The sequence below is a fragment of the Roseibium algae genome (assembly GCF_037783265.1).
GTDB lineage: Bacteria > Pseudomonadota > Alphaproteobacteria > Rhizobiales > Stappiaceae > Roseibium > Roseibium algae.
On sequence record NZ_JBAKIA010000013.1, the window covers coordinates 145,932 to 164,492 of the forward strand.

The 18,561-nt window shown below is 55.3% G+C and carries 18 protein-coding genes; 8 read left to right on the forward strand and 10 right to left on the reverse strand.

The window, feature by feature from the left end; all coding sequences use genetic code 11:
- Window positions 1-59: 59 nt before the first annotated feature.
- Complete coding sequence (locus V6575_RS17395; protein ID WP_422785598.1) at window positions 60-797, forward strand: FadR/GntR family transcriptional regulator; 738 nt, start codon at window positions 60-62, stop codon at window positions 795-797.
- A 71-nt stretch (window positions 798-868) separates the two neighbouring features.
- Here V6575_RS17395 and V6575_RS17400 read toward each other — a convergent pair whose 3' ends face one another.
- The 5 genes from V6575_RS17400 to kdgD all read right to left on the reverse strand — a co-directional run bounded on the left by V6575_RS17400 (window position 869) and on the right by kdgD (window position 6,543).
- A complete protein-coding gene (locus tag V6575_RS17400; protein WP_340276137.1) occupies window positions 869-2,404 on the reverse strand; it encodes an aldehyde dehydrogenase (NADP(+)) in 1,536 nt (511 codons plus the stop codon).
- Between the two features lie 97 nt (window positions 2,405-2,501).
- Window positions 2,502-4,037 (reverse strand): tripartite tricarboxylate transporter permease, encoded by a 1,536-nt coding sequence (locus V6575_RS17405; protein WP_340276138.1) that lies wholly within the window; start codon window positions 4,035-4,037, stop codon window positions 2,502-2,504.
- Window positions 4,037-4,510 (reverse strand): tripartite tricarboxylate transporter TctB family protein, encoded by a 474-nt coding sequence (locus V6575_RS17410; protein WP_340276139.1) that lies wholly within the window; start codon window positions 4,508-4,510, stop codon window positions 4,037-4,039. Before V6575_RS17410 ends, V6575_RS17405 begins: the two co-directional genes overlap by 1 nt.
- Window positions 4,511-4,575: 65 nt before the next feature.
- Window positions 4,576-5,556, reverse strand: a complete 981-nt coding sequence (locus tag V6575_RS17415) for a tripartite tricarboxylate transporter substrate binding protein (protein WP_340276140.1) — start codon at window positions 5,554-5,556, stop codon at window positions 4,576-4,578.
- A 78-nt stretch (window positions 5,557-5,634) separates the two neighbouring features.
- Complete coding sequence (kdgD, locus tag V6575_RS17420) at window positions 5,635-6,543, reverse strand: 5-dehydro-4-deoxyglucarate dehydratase (RefSeq protein WP_340276141.1); 909 nt, start codon at window positions 6,541-6,543, stop codon at window positions 5,635-5,637.
- 903 nt (window positions 6,544-7,446) lie between these two features.
- Here kdgD and V6575_RS17425 point away from each other — a divergent pair.
- Both V6575_RS17425 and V6575_RS17430 read left to right on the forward strand, forming a co-directional pair.
- Window positions 7,447-8,733 (forward strand): lipopolysaccharide biosynthesis protein, encoded by a 1,287-nt coding sequence (locus V6575_RS17425; protein ID WP_340276142.1) that lies wholly within the window; start codon window positions 7,447-7,449, stop codon window positions 8,731-8,733.
- Window positions 8,730-9,917 (forward strand): GNAT family N-acetyltransferase, encoded by a 1,188-nt coding sequence (locus V6575_RS17430; RefSeq protein WP_340276143.1) that lies wholly within the window; start codon window positions 8,730-8,732, stop codon window positions 9,915-9,917. Before V6575_RS17425 ends, V6575_RS17430 begins: the two co-directional genes overlap by 4 nt.
- Before the next feature lie 13 nt (window positions 9,918-9,930).
- Here the strand turns inward: V6575_RS17430 and V6575_RS17435 are convergent, their stop codons facing one another.
- Window positions 9,931-11,571, reverse strand: a complete 1,641-nt coding sequence (locus V6575_RS17435) for an acyl-CoA synthetase (protein WP_340276144.1) — start codon at window positions 11,569-11,571, stop codon at window positions 9,931-9,933.
- Window positions 11,572-11,855: 284 nt separating this feature from the next.
- Here V6575_RS17435 and queC point away from each other — a divergent pair, with 284 nt between their 5' ends.
- From queC to queF, 4 genes are read left to right on the forward strand one after another with little or no spacing between them, the layout of a single operon-like run.
- Entirely contained in the window at window positions 11,856-12,545 is a 690-nt protein-coding gene (queC, locus tag V6575_RS17440) for a 7-cyano-7-deazaguanine synthase QueC (RefSeq protein WP_340276145.1), read from the forward strand.
- Entirely contained in the window at window positions 12,538-12,894 is a 357-nt protein-coding gene (gene queD, locus V6575_RS17445; RefSeq protein WP_340276146.1) for a 6-carboxytetrahydropterin synthase QueD, read from the forward strand. Before queC ends, queD begins: the two co-directional genes overlap by 8 nt.
- Window positions 12,891-13,673 carry a 7-carboxy-7-deazaguanine synthase QueE gene (queE, locus tag V6575_RS17450; RefSeq protein ID WP_340276147.1) on the forward strand — a complete coding sequence of 261 codons (783 nt, stop codon included), beginning with the start codon at window positions 12,891-12,893 and terminating at the stop codon, window positions 13,671-13,673. The genes queD and queE overlap by 4 nt, the downstream gene beginning before the upstream one ends.
- 4 nt (window positions 13,674-13,677) lie before the next feature.
- A complete protein-coding gene (gene queF / locus V6575_RS17455) occupies window positions 13,678-14,145 on the forward strand; it encodes a preQ(1) synthase (protein ID WP_340276148.1) in 468 nt (155 codons plus the stop codon).
- Between the two features lie 10 nt (window positions 14,146-14,155).
- On the opposite strand, the gene V6575_RS17460 is transcribed toward queF, so the two are convergent.
- Window positions 14,156-15,049 carry a DMT family transporter gene (locus tag V6575_RS17460; protein WP_340276149.1) on the reverse strand — a complete coding sequence of 298 codons (894 nt, stop codon included), beginning with the start codon at window positions 15,047-15,049 and terminating at the stop codon, window positions 14,156-14,158.
- 213 nt (window positions 15,050-15,262) lie between these two features.
- On the opposite strand from V6575_RS17460, the gene V6575_RS17465 reads away from it, so the two are divergent.
- On the forward strand, window positions 15,263-16,057 hold the full coding sequence (locus V6575_RS17465; protein WP_340276150.1) for a lytic murein transglycosylase: 795 nt from the start codon (window positions 15,263-15,265) through the stop codon (window positions 16,055-16,057).
- Between the two features lie 2 nt (window positions 16,058-16,059).
- Here V6575_RS17465 and V6575_RS17470 read toward each other — a convergent pair whose 3' ends face one another.
- From V6575_RS17470 to V6575_RS17480, 3 genes are all read right to left on the reverse strand, one after another.
- Window positions 16,060-16,728, reverse strand: a complete 669-nt coding sequence (locus V6575_RS17470) for a L,D-transpeptidase (protein ID WP_340276151.1) — start codon at window positions 16,726-16,728, stop codon at window positions 16,060-16,062.
- Window positions 16,729-17,037: 309 nt separating this feature from the next.
- A complete protein-coding gene (rsgA, locus tag V6575_RS17475) occupies window positions 17,038-18,072 on the reverse strand; it encodes a ribosome small subunit-dependent GTPase A (RefSeq protein ID WP_340276152.1) in 1,035 nt (344 codons plus the stop codon).
- A gap of 231 nt (window positions 18,073-18,303) precedes the next feature.
- On the reverse strand, window positions 18,304-18,561 hold a 258-nt coding region (locus tag V6575_RS17480), incomplete at its 5' end, for a hypothetical protein (protein WP_340276153.1).

Sequence of the window (18,561 nt, forward strand, 5' to 3'; positions counted from 1 at the left end):
CTCATGATCTGATATAGCTCATACAAATTACAAACTTACCAGACAAGTCGTAGCTTGGAATTGAAAAAGTGGCAAATCTCCCTCGAAGTTCCAGTAAAAGATCACTGGTCGATAAAGTCTGTGAAACGCTCCGGCAACAAATCAAAGATGGCCAATATAGCACCGGGGATCGCCTTCCCAGCGAGGCTGGCCTCACAGCCGAATTTTCAGTGAGCAGAACTGTGGTACGCGAGGCAATAGCCACCCTGCGCGCTGACGGACTGGTTGAACCAAAACAAGGCGCCGGCGTTTTTGTTCTTCAACCCAGCGAATCTGGCAGCCTGCCTTTTCGGAAAATAGATCCAGAACGCGTCTCATCGATGATCGATTTTCTGGAGCTGAGAACAGCGGTTGAGACGGAAGCGGCAGGACTTGCTGCACAGCGCCGCTCTCCCTCTCAAGAAGAAGCAATCATCCAGGCTCATCGCAAGATACTCAAGCTCGCATCCCAAGGGCTGTTTACTGCCGATGCGGACTTTGAGCTCCATCTCGCCATCGCCGAGGCAACAAACAATCCGCGCTTCGGGGATTTTCTTCAACTCACTGGACCAGACGTGATCCCTCGGCGGGGCCTGACACCGACCACGGCGAACCCTGATATGCAGGCATATCTCGAGATCCTGAACCATGAACATGAGCTGATCGTCACTGCAATCATCAATGGCGATGAAACCTCAGCGCGGGAGGCAATGAGATCCCACCTGAAGGGTAGCCAGAGCCGCTATCGCAAGCTGCTCCGCCAATCCGAATCCCAATAAAAAGGAACCCGACGCCATGTTGAAAAGCATCGGGTTCCTTTTAAGGTTAGGGTTCTGACCCTAATCGGCAATTAACCAAGGAAAACTTGGTCATTGCCTTTCAAGTCTTCAGGTAGAAGATCGACTGGGATTCCCTGATAACAGACAGGGCGCAGAAAACGGCGAATAGACATCGTGCCCACCGACGTTGCTCCGAAATTGGTCGAGGCTGGATAAGGTCCGCCGTGCACCATTGTGTCACTGACCTCCACTCCGGTCGGGAATGCATTTGCCAACACACGTCCAGCCTTACGCTCCAGAACCGGCATGAGCTTTCGCCCATGCTCGAAATCACCCTCATCCAGATGCAATGTACAGGTGAGCTGCCCTTTCAGACTTTGAGCAACACTTAGCATTTCCTCAAATCCCGAGACGCGTACAACCAGGCCCAATGGCCCAAAGACTTCCTCGCCAAGCACCTCATTGGCAAGCCAATTTGAGCCACTTGTTGAAAAGAGATAAGGCGTCGCATTGCGAAGATCACATGTGGACGTCAGCAACTCCTGTACCCCAGAGGTGCCGGCGACCTGATCACGGCCAGCTCGATAAGCCTCGGCAATACCGTCCGTCAGCATTGTTTGGGTTTGAGAAGGGTCAAGTGCAGCTTTTGCAGCGTCGACAAATGCATCAGCTTCAGGACCATCAATCACCACGGCAATACCCGGATTGGTGCAAAACTGCCCAGCCCCCATGGTCAATGAGCCAGCCCAGCCCTTGCCCATATCGTCAGGACGGTTTTTGACCGCCTCAGGCAGCAAGAACATTGGATTGACCGAACCCAACTCACCAAAGAAAGGAATAGGCTCTTCACGCGAGGCACATAGATCAAACAACGCCCGTCCACCGGCCAGCGAACCGGTAAATCCAACGGCCTTGATCAAGGGGTGCGTGACAAGCGCCTGTCCAGTCTCGCGTGTTCCACCTTGAACCAGAGAAAAGACACCAGGATGGACACCGCAAGTCTTGATAGCAGCATCAACGGCCTGTGCCACAAGCTCGCCAACTCCCGGGTGAGCCGAATGCCCCTTTACAACAACGGGGCAGCCCGCCGCCAAAGCAGCAGCCGTATCTCCACCTGCCGTAGAGAACGCAAGAGGGAAGTTGGAAGCCCCAAACACAGCAACCGGGCCAATCGGGCGCTGGATCATGCGCAGATCTGGACGCGGCAAAGGCTGACGATCTGGCAGAGCCTCATCGTGGCGACGGTCGAGATAATCCCCATCTTCGATGTGACTTGCAAACAGTCGCAATTGGCCGGTTGTTCGCCCACGTTCGCCGTTCAAACGAGCTTCCGGCAGTCCCGTTTCCGCGGTTCCGATCTCTGTAATCGCTTCACCGCGGGCTTCGATTTCATCGGCAATCGCAGTCAGAAAGACTGCACGCTCTGCCCGCGTGGAATAACCGTAACTCAGAAAGGCCTCTTCGGCAGCAGTCACGGCAGCATCGATATGTGCAGGTGTTCCAACTGCATACTTCAAAGGCTCGCCACGCGAAGGTGAACTGGGAAACTCAGTGTCTCCTGACACCCAATTGCCTGCGATCAGATGTTTACCGGTCAATGTGCTCATGAAGTCCTCAATGTCGTCTTCGAAGAAATTGCAGACAGCCAACCACTGGCCATCGACTGATTGATAAGGGCACGTTCCGCCTGTTGTGCGATCAACGCTATGGCACGGAGGAGGTACCACCCTTGCCGGTTTTCGACTGCCGAACCACCATAATGTAGAAAAAGAAAGCGGTCAGAGCGAGGAAAAACAAGCTGTCTGGATGGGTCAGAAAGACCGTCGGATCATTGTCATTCAAGGACAGGGATCGCCGCAGATATTGCTCAAGATCCGGCCCCAATATGTAGCCGAGCAAGAGCGACACAGTCGGGTAGCCGTTGCGGCGCATGAAGAACGCCAAAACACCGAATGCAATTGCAAGTGACATCTGGAAGATCGAGAACGTCGCGACATAACTTCCCACAAGCGCAACAACAGAAATGGACGCATAGAGAAGACCGCGCGGAATTGAGACAATCCGAACGAACCACGGCCCCAACAAGAACAGGGTCAGGGGGATCAGGATCAAGGCACTGACAAAGAGCGACGCAAACATCGGCGCGATCAGATCGGCCTGGTTCTCAAGAAGCCGAGGCCCCGGCTGCAGGCCATTGATAATCAAGACACCAAGCACGACCGCTGTGGTCGGGTCTCCGGGGATCCCGAACATCAGCATTGGAACGAACGCCCCACCACACATGGAGTTGTTTGCGGATTCCGCAGCAGCAATGCCTTCACGGCTGCCTTTGCCATATTCTTCCGGCTTTTTCGACCCGCGCTTGGCATCTGCATATGCGACAAAGGCTGCCATGGAACCACCGGCTCCCGGCAAAACGCCAATCCCGTAGCCAATCAGCGCGCTCTTCACGTAAGTAAACAAGCCAATTTCGCGCACCTCGGACCACTTGGGCAGGAAGTCGCGTCGCCGTATGGTCGGCATGTTGGCAGGCACTTCGCCCTCACCGCTGGATCTGACAGAATACATTTGCGCTTGAAGAAGCACTTCGCAAATCGCGAATGTCCCGATAATGATCGGCATCATGTCGATGCCCTCGACCAGAACTTCGGTTCCAAAGTTGATACGCGGGATCGGCTGCATGACATCAATACCGATGGTCGCAACCATGATTCCAAGCATTGTTGCAACAATGCCTTTGCTCAGCTCGGCCCGCTCCACAATGATGATCACCACCAGTGCGAACAACACCAGGGAAAACTTGCCGGGGGTTTGAATGAGCAGGGATGCTTGAGAGGCAAGCGGCATCAAACAGATCAGCAACAATGCTCCTATGCTGCCGCCAATCATGGACCCCAGAGCAGCATGGCCCAATGCGTTGGCACCTTTGCCCTTCCGCATCAAGCTGTTGCCTTCGATTGCAGTCATCATAGAAGATGGGGCACCGGGGATATTGATCGTAGTCGCCGTGATACTGCCTGCATACATGCCAGACATAAAAATAGACGCACACATAACCAGAGCAGGCACGACATCGATGCTGTAGGTCACCGGCAAAAGTAGTGCGATGGCCAGAACCGACGTGAGACCTGGCATGGCCCCAAAGAAAGCTCCAATAAAGAAGCCAAGCACCATGAACCCGAGAACATCAGGCCGCGCCAACACGGCGAACCCCTGAAGAACCTCCATGAAGAACTGCATCACAAGATCCCTGGAATGACAGGCAAGCGAATATCGAACGCCACACCGAACAACAGATAAAAGACGAATGTCACAGCAGCGGCATAGAGCAACATGAACACCGGCCGCTCCCGCTCAAAGCCAAAGACACCGAACAAACAGAGAGAGAAGATAAAGGTCGAAATCGCATAGCCGAGCATTTCGAACAGAGCGACATAGCCGATGGTCACGACAACAACGATCGCGGGTCGAACCAGCGACTGAGATTGCCCGACATCATCGCTGTTACGTGTCTCTTTCCATAGAATTCTAAGCAGACAGATGTAGGTCAATCCAGCGGCAAGGAATGGCATAAACCGGGGGCCGACCAAACCTTCACTAAATTGAACTCTGATCTGATAGGTGGCGACCAGATAGGCTGTCGTCAAAACCATCAAAAAGAGCGGAAAGCCACAACGAGCCAACGTAACTCTGGCATTTTGCATCTCAGCCATTCCTTGCTGCAAAAGCGAAGTGCCAGCGAAACGCTGGCACTTCTATATAGCTTGTCAAAGGTGTTCTATTTGGAGATCACACCGCGCGCCACCAAATCATCCATCTGCTTGAACAGCACTTCAGATGTTTCTTCCGACCATCCCGTGACATCGGCAGAGCCAATCCAGTCCGGCGTAACACCGACATTTGCAACCCAAGTCTGGAACTCTTCGCCATCGAGCGCTGCCTTATACGCGCCTTCAATCTTGGCCACGACATCGTCAGGTGTCCGGGCTGGCACAGCTAGAACGATAAAGCTGCCCATACGAACATCAAGCCCTTCATCAGCAGCGGATGGCACAGTTTCATAAGTTGGATTCCGAGTGCCGGAGAATTCCATCAAACCGCGTGCATCCCCGCCCTGAATTAGGCCTGCCAAATCGCCCAGGCTGGTCGCGACAACAGCCACTTCGCCATTCAGGATCGCTTCTTTTTGCAAAGCAGCACCGCCGGGATAAGCGATCAGGTTGAATGTAACACCCGTTTCTTCCTGCAATTGAAGAAGAGCCAAATGCGTGCGTGAGCCAATGTTCTGAATGCCGACCTTGACCTTTCCTGGGTTCGCTTTCGCGTCTGCAATAAGGTCCTTGACCGTTTCGTAAGGAGCGTCCTTGGAAACGATAAGCGCATCAGGTTCACTGGTCACCCGGGCAATCAGCTTCAGCTTGTCCATTTTGTAGCTCGGCAAAAGACCCTGCCACGGCACTGTGATCACGCTATCATAGGTCAGCGCACCAATCGTGTACCCATCGGGCTTGGCCTTCATGACCTTGGCAATGCCAGTCGCACTGATGCCGCCCTCGATGTTCTCAACATACATTGAGGCACCAATGGATTTCTCAGCGATCTGGGTAAGCTTGCGAACAATGCCGTCCGTCCCGCCGCCAGCGCCCCAAGGCACAACAACGCGAATATCCCTCGCTGGGTATTCAGCGAAAGCGCTTCCAGGGGCCGTAAAGCCGAACGAAGCTGCAGCAGCCAACACAAGAGCCAATTTTTTCAACATAATAACCTCCCATTACGAATTATTTCTGATACGTGGCGTGCCACGCACCATGGTTATGAAACGGCACTTACCGGAACCTCAGCTCACGCTGACTTTCTCAACAAGTGTCCGGAGCATTTCAACTTCTTCCTCGCTCAGATCCGTCAGAGGCGGACGCACTGGCCCTGGCTTGAAGCCAGCAATGCCAACACCTGCCTTGATTGCAGAAACCGCATAACCGGCCTGCCGATCACGGATCTTTGCGAAAGGAAAGAAAAAGTCTTCAAGTATGGTCTGAACAGTTTTCCGATCACCGCCGCGCAGAGCATTGAAAAATCGCAAGGCAAGATCAGGAACGAAATTGAAGACCGCTGACGAATATGTGGTCACACCGGCGCCATACAGCGCTTCGGCATAGAGCTCATGGGTCGGCATACCGCCCACATAGCAAAGCCGATCACCCAGCGTCGCGGTAATTTCGCGAACAAGGTCAACTTTTCCAGTACCGTCTTTGAATCCGATCAGGTTCGGACATTCATCAACAAGGCGCTTCAAGGTCTCAACACCGAGAACACTGTTGTCACGGTTGTAGACCATCACACCAAGCCCGGTGGATGCACAGACTGCTTTAACATGGCGATACAGACCTTCCTGAGGCCCGGTGATCAGGTAGTTGGGTAGCAAAAGAAGACCATCAGCCCCGGCTTTTTCTGCTCTTGCAGCAATGTCCTTCGCCAGTTCAGTGCCATAACCACACCCGGAAATAATCGGGACATCGCCAGCAGCTTCCTTGGCAGCCTTGACGACACTGCCAACTTCAGCCGGAGACATCGAGAAAAACTCGCCAGTCCCGCCAGCTGCGAACAAGGCAGCCGCATCAAACCGGGCAAGCCATTCAACATGAGACTGATAGCTGTCCAATTCCAGGGAGCCATCTTCGCGAAAATGCGTCACCGGGAATGAAAGGAGGCCAGAAGAAATTTTGGTTTTGAGTTGCTCAGGGGTCATCACTGCTACCTTTTCAATTCACCAATTCATATGATAAGAAGGCCAACAAAGTCAACAAGTTATAATACAGCCCAAAAAGCACACATTCTTAAGAGCGCCAGATAACAATTAAACAGCTGATATAATTCATTAATTTAAAGAAAATCATTTAAAATGCACGATATATAGAGGACCATAAAACCACCCTATCTTATGAAAAAACCAAGGAAATAAACCAGATAAATTAAATTCAACAGACAACTTTAATGATCACAAAAAGCACGATCCGATAGCATTCATCAAGCCCCCCAACAACCGGAAACAAAGATCAATTCACTGGCTTCACCGGCTTGTAAGGAACAAATCCAGATCGCCCCGTTCAGCCAATTTGGGAGGCCAATCCTCTGCGCTAGAAAATTGTATAATTTTCCGGTCCCTACTTCCTAGCGGCGGAGGCAGGGACCGGTGCGAACTGCATCTGCGAAGGGAGGCCTCCTTCAATATCCGCAATGCGGCGACGCAGTTCGGAAAGGTCCGTCATAGTTCTGGAACCTTCTGCACAACAGAACCTGTTTTCAGGCATCTGTTATTTTGTTCTATATTTGTTCTTGTAAATTCCGGAGCTGAGCCTCAGAGTCAAGAGGCAAAATAGCAACTCAGGCAGAGACAGAAATCGGCTTCAATTCAAACATTCCCAAACGAGACTTTGATATCCAGGAAAACAACGCATGCAGCAATCAGAAAAAAGCCACAGAATCTTAAACCCCTCATGTCAGAATTACGCAGGTTTTGATCTGGGGACATGTACGATTGCGGCTTCTGACGAGAACATGGACACAACGCTTGCAGCGGTATGATGCTTGGCACCCCCTTGCCGCACTACTGGATCGCGCGCTGATTCTCATTAGTGGGGGCGCATCGCGCATGGCCCTGTCCACATTCGCCATAAGGGTTTTGGGTGCTGGCCTCGCCTATCTGTCGCAGATTTTGCTTGCCCGATGGATGGGAGCCCATGAATACGGCATCTATTCAGTCGCCTGGACCGTCATCATCGTGCTCGGTGTCTTCGCCTGTATCGGGTTTTCATCCTCGCCCAACCGCTTCATCCCGCAATATGACAAAACCGGCGACCTGCCACGCCTGCGCGGTTTTCTACTGACCAGTCGCCTCAGTGCGCTTGTTGCAGCAACGGTTCTGGCGGGATTTGGCATGCTGGGGGTCTGGCTGCTGCGCCAAACCATCGAACCCTTCTACGTCTGGCCGCTGATCATCATTCTGACGGCCTTGCCACTGTTTGCCCTTGGCGGCGTGCAGGACGGCATTGCCCGCAGTTATGACTGGCCATCTCTGGCCATGCTGCCAACCTATATCTGGCGACCGCTTGTGATCATCGGACTGGTTCTCGGACTGATTTTGAGCGGAGAACCTGCCACCGCAATGACCGCTGCAGCCGCAGCGGTTATCGCAACATGGCTCGTTGCCATCTATCAGGTCATTGCGCTCAAACGACGCCTTGCCAACAAGGTCCAGCCGGGGCCACGGAAGATCGAGTTGTCAGGATGGCTGGCGATATCCTTGCCCATGTTGATGGTCGAGGGCTTCCTCCAGCTGATCACCAGCGCTGATGTCATCATGGTCAGCTTCTGGCACTCTCCTGAGGAAGTCGCCGTTTATTTCGCCGCGTCCAAGACACTCGCCCTGGTGCATTTCGTCTATTTTGCAGTCCGCGCCGCCTCGGCCCACCGGTTCTCAGGCTTCGTCCATTCAAATGACCAAACTGGCCTGGAAAACTACGTCAGACAGGCAACCATCTGGACGTTCTGGCCATCCCTCACCGCAGGCATCGGCCTTCTTCTGGTCGCCCCGCTGCTTCTGAGCCTCTTTGGCGCGGGCTTTGGGGCCGGATACCCCTTGATCGCCGTGCTACTGGTCGGGGTTCTGGCCCGTTCATCCGTCGGCCCGATTGATGCCCTCTTGACCATGAGCGGACACCAGAAAAGCTGCGCCCTCATATACTCTGCAACCTTCGCCGCCAATGTCCTGCTTAATCTTCTGCTGATCCCGAAGTTCGGACTGATGGGGGCGGCCATCGCCACCAGTGCCTCGATCATCTTTGAAGCCACCTGCCTGAGCATTACAGCGCACCGCAAGCTTCAAATCCGCACCTTCATCTTGTTTTCGAAAGCCGACAACAAGGGATCGACCAGGTGAGCGGGTTTCAAACGGCCCCAGATCCACAAGGCAGCGCCAGAGACAATGTGGACGGCGATGAGCCGACAGATCCAAACAACCTTGAAACGCTGACCCTGGATTCGGATAGCGCAGAGAACCATTGGAACGCCTGGCATCGCCTTGCATTAAAAAGCCTGGATCCAAACCCCTTTTTCGGGCCTGAGTTTCTCGTCCCGTTTCTGCGCAACATGAACCAGACCAACGTCAGTCTCTATGTCATTCGATCAAGAAAAACCGGCCACTGGCTGATGGCGGCTCCCATGGCCTCTCGCAAGTTAGGGCTCTTCGTACCGGCGGCAACAAGCCTTGCGACCGAATATGGCCCGCTCGGCGTACCTCTTCTCTCGCCACAAGCGCCAGCCCCAACCATCCCTGCATTCTTGTCACTGGCCAACAAGGCAACCGGCAAGCCTCTGATCGCGTTCCCTTACATGCCTCTGGACAGCCACACAGCACAAGCTCTTCAGGCAGCGCCCGGCTGGACAGCGCGCATTGGATCCCAATCTCATAGGGCCGCTCACGGCAATGAACTGGAAGGGGAAGAACAATTTTCCAGAGCCTACAGTGGCAAACGACGCAAGGAGCTGTCCCGCCTTCTTCGGCGCTTGTCAGCCCATGGCGAAGTCACGTTCGAAAGCCACATTGGCACGGACGCGCTGGATCAATTTGAGAGATTTCTAGACCTCGAAGCCTCCGGCTGGAAAGGCAAACGAGGCAGCGCCCTGCTCAGCCAAAACAGCACAGCCTGTTTCGCCCGTGACATGATCACCGGACGTGAAGCCTCCAACGGCATTCGCATTGATGCCCTCCGTGTTGCAGGTCAGCCCATTGCCATGCTGCTGATTATGCTGGAAGCCGATCAGGCCTTTTCCTGGAAGATTGCCTATGATCAGGACTTCTCGCGTTATTCGCCTGGAGCGCACATCACCTTGTTTGCATTCGAGCGAAATTTGAGCGATCCAACAATCATCAGCGCAGATTCTCTCGCCATACCCGGGCATCCGATGATCGAACCGCTGTGGCGTGGGCGCTTGCGGTATGGCACACTGTTTTGCGCCAAATCAGTCTCTGGCCGCCTGCTGCAAGCTGCCGCAAAATACGACCAGTCCCTGGAGCAAGATATCCGCAAGATCGCCCGCAAAATCCTGCGACGGCCCAGCTAAAACACAATCCACCTTACACAGGCTGATCGGTTTCATCCTGCGCCCTTTCGCGCAGCTTCCGACGAATGACCTTGCCGGTTGTCGTCATCGGCAGATCTGGAACAAATTCGATCTCGCGCGGATATTCATGCGCTGACAGCCTCTGGCGAACATAGGCGCGAATTTCCCCTTCCAGATCCGCATCCGCAACAATGCCGGGCTTTACAACCACATAGGCTTTGACGATCTCCGTTCTGAGCGGATCCGGCTTGCCTATGGCTGCCGACAAGGCGACCGCAGGATGGGTCAAAAGGCAATCTTCGATCTCGCCCGGCCCGATCCGGTAACTTGCCGACGTGATGACATCATCATCCCTGCCAACGAAATGAACATAACCGTCTGCATCCATCAGCCCCTGATCGCCCGTAACCATCCAGTCGCCAATGAATTTGTCTGCCGTGGCCTCCGGATTGTCCCAATAAGTCAGGAACATCACCGGGTCAGGCCACTTCACCGCAATCTGACCGAGGCTCTCCGGTGGCAACACATTGCCCTCACCATCAATAATCGCAACCTCATGCCCCGGGATTGGCTTGCCGATGGCCCCAGATCTGGACACGTCTGCACTCTTGCAAGATCCAAGCACCGCGTTGCATTCGGTCTGCCCGTAGAACTCATTGACGTTAAAACCAAATTCTTCGGAGAACCAATCATAGGTCTCTCGCCCAAGCGCTTCACCAGCCGATCCAACGCTGCGCAATTTCAGATCATAGCGACTTGCCGGACTGTCGACAGACCGCAACATTTTCAAGGCGGTCGGTGGAATGAAGGCATTTCGGACCCCTTCATCCTGCATCACCTGAAAGGCGCGCTCCGGATCGAACTTTTTGAATCCGAAGGACACCACCGGCACGCCAAAGTGCAGCGCCGGAAACAGCGCATTGAGCAATCCGCCCGCCCAGGCCCAGTCAGACGGCGTCCAGAACAAATCACCCGCCTTCGGCATGAAGTTCTGCGACATCTGGATGCCGGGCAGATGACCGAGCAAAACCCGGTGGCCATGCAAAACACCCTTTGGCTGCCCCGTCGTGCCAGAGGTGTAGATCATCATCGCCGGATCATCCGGCGACGTCAGCAGTGTCTGGAAACGATCAGAACCCTGCTCAAGAAGTGCGTTGAAATCATCGACCTGGCTGTCCGGCCCATCAATCGAAATCACCAGCTGAAGTCCCGGCACCGCATCCCTGATCTGGCTGAGCTTGGCAAGACCCGCAGCATCCGTCACAAGCGCCTTGGCGCCGGAATTCGACAGTCGGTACTTGAGCGCCTCCAGCCCGAAGAGCGCAGCCAGCGGCACGGCGACAGCGCCAAGCTTGTAAGTCGCAAGATGGGCAATCGCTGTCTCAGGTGCCTGTGGCAACAGCAAAGCCACCCGATCTCCCCGGCTGATGCCCTTTGCCTTCAACGCATTGGCAAAGCGATTGGCAGCACCGCAAAGCGCACCAAAACTCCAGTCCTCGGAAGGCCCGTCTTCACGCACATGACGAATGGCCAGACGATCCGGCTGCTGCAGCGCCCAACGATCACAGACGCTCTGCGCGATGTTGTAGGTCTCCGGGATCTGCCAACGAAAATTGGCAAGGAGCGCTTCATAATTGCCAGCTTGCTCAAGCATGCATGATCCGTCACTAAGGGAAATGGAGCCGGAGCCTAGCTCCACTCGTGCTGCAGCGCAATAGAGCCCGATTGAGAGCAATCCCCAAACCTCAACCGCACTCGTTCTCTCTCAAGCAGGCTTTTCTCCAAACACAGCAAGACCACTTCAAATTTCCCTTTCCTTTTCGCTTCATCCTGTTAGAAGGCCGCACTTGCCATAAGGGCAAAACACCGGTCGCAGCCCACCCGGTGGCAGTCGTTTGAGGATCTCCTCATCGGCTCACGCGAAAACAAGGGACCAAAATGAAAACACTAGTCATCTGCTCTGGCGGACTGGATTCCGTCACGCTTGCGCATAAGGTTGCACGCGAAAATGAACTCATCGGCCTTGTCTCTTTCGACTATGGCCAACGGCACAAGAAGGAACTGGCCTACGCCAGAACCTGCGCCGAGACCCTGAAGACCGACTATACGCTGATCGATATTGCCAATGTCGGCCAACAGCTTTCCGGCTCGGCGCTGACTGACGATGTGGATGTACCGGACGGCCATTATGCCGAGGACAGCATGAAGGCCACGGTGGTTCCGAACCGCAACGCCATCATGATGGCCATCGCATTCGGCATTGCCTCATCGCGCGGGGCAGAAGCTGTTGCAGCGGCAGTCCATGGCGGCGATCACTTCATCTATCCGGACTGCAGGCCAGGCTTCGTTGAGGCTTTTGAGACCATGCAACGCCACGCGCTTGAAGGCATGGGCGACATCCGCTTCTACGCGCCATTCGTCCATAAGACCAAGGCTGACATCGCCGCTGAGGGCCTGCGCCTTGGTATCGATTTCACCCAGACCTGGTCTTGCTACAAGGGCGGCGAAAGCCACTGCGGCCGCTGCGGCACATGCGTCGAACGGCGTGAGGCCTTCCATCTGGCTGGCAACCCGGACCCGACCCTCTATGAGGACACAGAATTCTGGAAGGCGGCCTGCAATGTTTAGCATCTTCAAGGAATTCCACTTCTCTGCCTCGCATCAGCTCTTTGGTTTGGCGGAGGACCATCCCTGCTCACGCCTGCATGGCCACAATTATGTGGTCGAGGTAGAGCTGCAGTCTGACACGCTGGACAGCACAGGCTTCGTTCGGGACTACCGGGAATTGAGCGCCTTCAAGGCCTATGTGGATGACACACTCGATCACCGGCACCTGAATGATGTCCTCGGCGATGAGTGCGTCACCGCCGAACGGTTGGCCAAACATTTCCATGACTGGTGCAAGGCCCGCTGGCCCGAGATCTCGGCAGTCCGCGTCAAGGAAACGCCAAAGACCTGCGCAGAGTACCGGCCATGAGCGCCCCATCTCTGCAGGCAAAGACCCCGGTAACATCGAACAACAGCCCAATCCGCATCAGCGAAATCTTTGGCCCGACCATTCAGGGCGAAGGGTTTCTGGTCGGCAAACCTACTGTCTTTGTGCGCACCGGTGGCTGTGACTATCGCTGCTCCTGGTGCGACACCCTGCACGCAGTCGACAGCGAATACCGACACAGCTGGGCTCCCATGACGGCCTCGGCCATCATGATGCAGGTCGAAGCCTTGTCCGGTGGCACGCCTTTGACAATATCACTGTCCGGAGGAAATCCGGCGATCCAGCCGCTCAGCGAATTGATCGCCCTTGGCAAGGAAAACGGCTATCGCTTCGCTCTGGAAACACAGGGCAGCCTTGCAAAAGACTGGTTTGCAGACCTCGACGTTCTGACGCTGAGCCCAAAACCACCCTCCAGCGGCATGAAAACCGACTGGGACGCCCTATATGACTGCATTCGGCTTGCAGGTCAGGACACAGACATCGTGCTGAAAGTCGTTGTCTTCGATGACGAAGACTACGCCTACGCCCGCGAGGTCGCAGACAGACATCCTGATTTGCCCATGTACCTGCAGCCCGGCAATCACACGCCCCCGCCAGCTGAAGATGACAAGGCTGAAAGCACTCTGGCTCAAATCGACCTTGATGGCATCATGGTGCGCATGCGCTGGCTGATCGACAAGGTATCGAACGACCGGTGGTTTGACGCCACCGTTCTGCCGCAGCTTCACACCCTGATCTGGGGCAACCTTCGCGGAGTTTAGACCCATGACCGACAAAAGCATTTACGAAAACCTGACCCAGCTCGGCGGAGCAACAGAACTGCCGCAAACCCCTGAAGAGGCGGTTCTGGAGCGGGTGCCAAATCCGCAGGCCGGCACTGGCTATCTGGTGCGCTTCACCGCACCGGAATTCACCTCGCTGTGCCCGATCACAGGCGCACCGGACTTCGCTCATCTGATGATCGACTATGTGCCGGATCAATGGCTTGTAGAGAGCAAGTCCCTGAAATTGTTCCTCGGCTCGTTTCGGAACCACGGCGCATTTCATGAAGATTGCACCGTCTCCATCGCCAAGCGGATCGCAGACCTTCTGGAGCCAAAATGGCTCCGCATCGGCGGCTATTGGTACCCGCGCGGCGGCATTCCCATCGACGTCTTTTACCAGACCGGCCCACAGCCAGCAGACGTCTGGATCCCGGAACAAGGCGTGCAGCCCTATCGAGGTCGCGGCTAGGACTGCCGCACTAGAAAATCATAATGATCGAGGCCCCGACCACCGCGAGTGCAGCGCCGAAAAGAGCCTGCGGGCGCGGTGGTCGCCGCTCCTTGAGCCACAGGACGGGAAGCACGAAAACCGGCGAGAGCGAGCCCAGCACCGCCGCCAACCCGGCAGGGAGATTGGCAAAGGCATAGAGCAGCAGGGACGATGCCACCACATAGCCGATGAAGCCCGGGAGAATGGTCCGCGCCAACAGCATCGTCGTAAGATCTGCATCAGACCTGAATGCTTTCGCAGGCCATAGACCGATCACCGAAATCAACAGTGCCGCGCCCAGCAGGCGTACGGCAGAGACCGCCAAAGGCTCTGTTCCGGACAGCAACATTGGTTTGACGACCAGATAGCCAAACCCCTGCAAGGCGGCAGCCCCAGCCCCCAAAAGAACAACCGGCAACAAACCGCCGCTCATCCGTTCACTTTCGACAGATGGATCATTGCCGTAGAAAATGGCCAAGCCAATTCCGGCCAGCACAAAAACTGCACCGGCAATGTCTCCAGGCTGCAGCACCTCCCCAAGCCAGAGATACGCCATCGCAGCAACAAGCGGTGCTTTCAGGCACAACAACAGCTCGGTACGCCGCGGTCCGCCTCGCCGCAAACATTCAATCATCGCCAGATTGCCGAGAAAAATCCCCAAGCCAATGTTCAACACAAATGCAGGCCAGGCCTGCCAGTCAACGCTCTGCCAATACCCCAGAGCCGAACACAACAGCGCAACGATTGCAGAACATGCGATCAGCTGGATACGCGTAAACTCAAATGCGCCAAGGGCCCGCGCAGGGGCTTGTGCCAGAACAATACCCGTCGCCCAACCAAACGATGCGACAAGCGACGCCAGAACCGGGAGAAAAACAATCATGACAATCACATTTCGCTACATTTTCAATAGCAATAATTCGCTACAAAAAAGATAGCAAGAGAAATCATGCTTTCGAAAAGCTGTGCAGGAACACCCATACGCGGACCAAACCCGGTACGCCGTTCCGCAGAACTTACCGATGACGCTACGTTTTGATGATGATAGATTGTCAAAAAGACCTGACAGCACGGTGAGGATCCTATGCGCCTAATCATGATCGCCTTTCTTGGACATATGGCCGTTCTAAGCAGCTCGGCCTTCGCTGCGACCTGCGGCAATGGACCGAACGGATTTGATGCCTGGCGTCAGGCGTTCATCAAGGAAGCGCCGAAACACGGCATCAAGGAACGCGTCGCGCGCAATGCGCTGAAAAACGTCAAATACAATTCAAAAGTCATCCGGCTGGAACGCAATCAAAAATCCTTCAAGCTCAGCTTTGAACAGTTTTATGCAAAGCGCGTCAACAACGCCATGATCCGGCGCGGCCAGAAACTTGGGCAAACCTATGCCCGCATCTTCAAAAAGGTCGAAAAGAAATACGGCGTTCCTACCCCGATACTTCTGGCGATCTGGGGCCTGGAAACCAATTACGGCGGATTTTCCGGTAAAATGCCGGTGATCCAGTCTTTGGCCACGCTAGCCTATGACTGCCGCCGCTCGCAATTCTTCACCAACGAACTGGTCGCAGCTCTGACCATCGTCCAGCGGCGCGACATGGCTCCCGAGGAAATGCGCGGCGCTTGGGCCGGCGAAATCGGCCAGACCCAGTTTCTGGCATCGTCCTATGTCAAATACGCTGTCGATTATGACCGAAACGGCCGCGCTGACCTGATCCGGTCCATACTTGATGTTCTGGCTTCAACAGCCAATTATCTTGCCAAACACGGCTGGCGCAAAGGCCAACCATGGGGACCAGGCACCGCAAACTACAAGGTGCTGAAAAAATGGAACAAGGCCAGCGTCTACGTCCAGACCATATCCGTCATGGCTGAAAAAATCGGCAGCTGAGATCAACTCGCCCCCAGAACCACAACCTGGGCTCCGACTTCGACCCGGCCATACAGATCGATGATGTCCTGCTGCCACATGCGGATACAGCCACTTGAGGCATTGGTGCCGATGCTGTTCGGCGCGTTGGTGCCGTGGATCCGGTACAGCGTGTCCCGGCCGTTCTGATAGAGATAAAGACCACGTGCGCCGATCGGGTTGCGCGGACCGCCTGCCTGACCGTCCCGGTATTTCTCAAGGTGTGGCTCACGGGCAATCATTTCTGCAGGTGGGAACCACTTGGGCCACTCCCGCTTGAAGCCGATTTTGGCCTCGCCATTCCAGGCAAACCCGGCCCGCCCGACACCGATCCCGTAGCGCATGGCCCGCCCGCGTGACTGGATCAGATACAGAAACTTCTTGGCCGGGTCGACCACGATGGTCCCCGCCGGATAGCGCGTCGAATAATAGACCGACTGCCTGAGAAACTGCTCATCAAAGTCCTGATACTGAATACCCGGCAACGAAAACCCGCCATCTGTGACTGGCGCATAGGCCAAGGCATAATCCGGTTTTCCAGCCGAAAGAAAGCCCCATCCAGCTGGCAGCCGCGCAGGTCTGCGGCTCCCGCAAGCTGCCAAAAGAAGCGGAAGACCCACGACAAAACTGCGGCGGCTTATCGTAGATGTCATACCAGGCACCTCATATCGGCTCTCAAAGAACCCTCGGGCAGGCTCCGCCAAAGTGTTTGGCCGAGCATGAAAACGGAAAACGCAACAAGGCAGACATAAGCAAGCCTCGAAAAATAACGTTGCGTCATTAGCAACACATTTATGGTAAACAGAAGGTGAATTTGAGCAGCCCTGCCAACATTTGACCCCATATTCAGGACCGCATCACAACATACGCACTTGATCAGCGAACGTGAGCCGATGATCACAGAGCAAGGGGCTAGGAAGCCAGATTTACAGGATTCCAGCAGACCGCCCCCATCGCTGGGCCTAACGTCGTTTGCCGCGAAACTCGGGGGTCTTGTTTCCGCGAGGCCCGGATTCAGTTACGCTGTTCCCCCGGTTTTCCTCGGCAAGTTTTCGCCATCGGGCAAGGCGCTCCGGGTCGAGGGTTCCAGCCGCAACCGCAGCCTGAACCGCACACCCCGGCTCTTGCGTGTGGCTGCAATCCCGGAATCGACACTGCGGCGCAAGTTCCATGATCTCCGAGAACAAGATGTCCAGACCTATCCCCACATCGCCCACATGCAGTGTCCGCATTCCGGGCGTATCAATCACCCAGCCACCACCGATGATGGGATGAAGCGAACGCGACGTTGTGGTGTGGCGTCCCTTGTCGTCACCCTTGCGAATACCGCCTGTCGGTTGCGCCGTCTCGGACGACTTGGCCGCAAGGGTGTTCAGCAGAGTTGATTTGCCGACCCCAGAGGATCCGACAAGCGCAACGGTTTGCCCAGCCCCGCACCAAGGCGCCAGGGCGGTCATCGCCTCGTCTGATTTCGCATTCACCGCAACGACGTCAAGATCGCGCTGAAGCTCTGCAGCCTTTTGCAGAAACGGCGACACATCAGCCGTTTGATCGGCCTTGGTCAGGACAACCACCGGGGTCGTTCCGGCCTCGTTGGCCAGAACCAGATAGCGCTCCAACCGGGCGTGATTGAAATCTTCGTTGCAGGACGTAACGATGAAGAGCGTATCCACATTCGCGGCGATCAATTGCGACGTACGTGCACCCTCGGTCTGACGCTGCAGCAGGGTATGCCGTTCCAGCAGGCGCACGAGCAGGTGCGTTCGCGGCTCCGTCAGCACCCAGTCCCCCACGGCAAAATACGCTGTGTTCGTCTTGGGCGGAAGCCGCAGCTTGACCGGGCCAGCCACAGATTGAGCCGTCATCCGGGACCGATGAACCGTCGCGACACGCACCGGGACCAAACCCGTTTCGTCGGACCCGATCTGATCGTCAAAAAACTCGGACCAACCGAGGTCGACAAGGGACAGGGTGGAATGATTGATTGAATGATACACAGGGCCTACATGCCCACTCCTTCCGCAAGGTGCAAGACTTTCCGGAGGGAATGGAGAATTCGGATCGATAAAACTGGATCCGCAGGCGTTAAGGCAGGCGTGACATCGCCGTCGAAACGATCCCAACGGGCAGTCGGCTGCTATATCCGGTTTCAACCCGCTGACCTTTGCCGCAGAGTGGATTGGATCCCCGAACAAGTCGGGGATGACCTCTGAGTATGAGGCAATCCCTTAGCCTCCCGGTCCGTCCTCATCCCATGGCTTGATCGCTTTCGACCTTGGGGAATCCTCACCGATACCCGCCCGCAGTCGAAAAGCCTGACCGGTGACACTATCACAAAGTGAATACCGCAAGATCCCCCGGTAATCCCCCCTAAAATTAGTGGTGTTCAAAAGTAGAATTTTCTCGGCAAGATATCTGAGGAGATTTTTGATGAAGAACGGACGATACAGCGACGCACAGATCATGGCGGTGTTGAGGCAGGCGGA

What these genes read in the sequence shown, in the direction of transcription:
- kdgD (WP_340276141.1), bottom strand. Translation starts at nt 6,543, where the DNA reads ATGACCCCTGAGCAACTCAAAACCAAAATTTCTTCTGGCCTCCTTTCA.
- V6575_RS17460 (WP_340276149.1), bottom strand. Translation starts at nt 15,049, where the DNA reads ATGATTGTTTTTCTCCCGGTTCTGGCGTCGCTTGTCGCATCGTTTGGT.
- V6575_RS17415 (WP_340276140.1), bottom strand. Translation starts at nt 5,556, where the DNA reads ATGTTGAAAAAATTGGCTCTTGTGTTGGCTGCTGCAGCTTCGTTCGGC.
- V6575_RS17400 (WP_340276137.1), bottom strand. Translation starts at nt 2,404, where the DNA reads ATGAGCACATTGACCGGTAAACATCTGATCGCAGGCAATTGGGTGTCA.
- V6575_RS17470 (WP_340276151.1), bottom strand. Translation starts at nt 16,728, where the DNA reads ATGACATCTACGATAAGCCGCCGCAGTTTTGTCGTGGGTCTTCCGCTT.
- V6575_RS17410 (WP_340276139.1), bottom strand. Translation starts at nt 4,510, where the DNA reads ATGGCTGAGATGCAAAATGCCAGAGTTACGTTGGCTCGTTGTGGCTTT.
- V6575_RS17405 (WP_340276138.1), bottom strand. Translation starts at nt 4,037, where the DNA reads ATGCAGTTCTTCATGGAGGTTCTTCAGGGGTTCGCCGTGTTGGCGCGG.
- queD (WP_340276146.1), top strand. Translation starts at nt 12,538, where the DNA reads ATGTTTAGCATCTTCAAGGAATTCCACTTCTCTGCCTCGCATCAGCTC.
- V6575_RS17465 (WP_340276150.1), top strand. Translation starts at nt 15,263, where the DNA reads ATGATCGCCTTTCTTGGACATATGGCCGTTCTAAGCAGCTCGGCCTTC.
- queF (WP_340276148.1), top strand. Translation starts at nt 13,678, where the DNA reads ATGACCGACAAAAGCATTTACGAAAACCTGACCCAGCTCGGCGGAGCA.
- queC (WP_340276145.1), top strand. Translation starts at nt 11,856, where the DNA reads ATGAAAACACTAGTCATCTGCTCTGGCGGACTGGATTCCGTCACGCTT.
- queE (WP_340276147.1), top strand. Translation starts at nt 12,891, where the DNA reads ATGAGCGCCCCATCTCTGCAGGCAAAGACCCCGGTAACATCGAACAAC.
- V6575_RS17435 (WP_340276144.1), bottom strand. Translation starts at nt 11,571, where the DNA reads ATGCTTGAGCAAGCTGGCAATTATGAAGCGCTCCTTGCCAATTTTCGT.
- V6575_RS17425 (WP_340276142.1), top strand. Translation starts at nt 7,447, where the DNA reads ATGGCCCTGTCCACATTCGCCATAAGGGTTTTGGGTGCTGGCCTCGCC.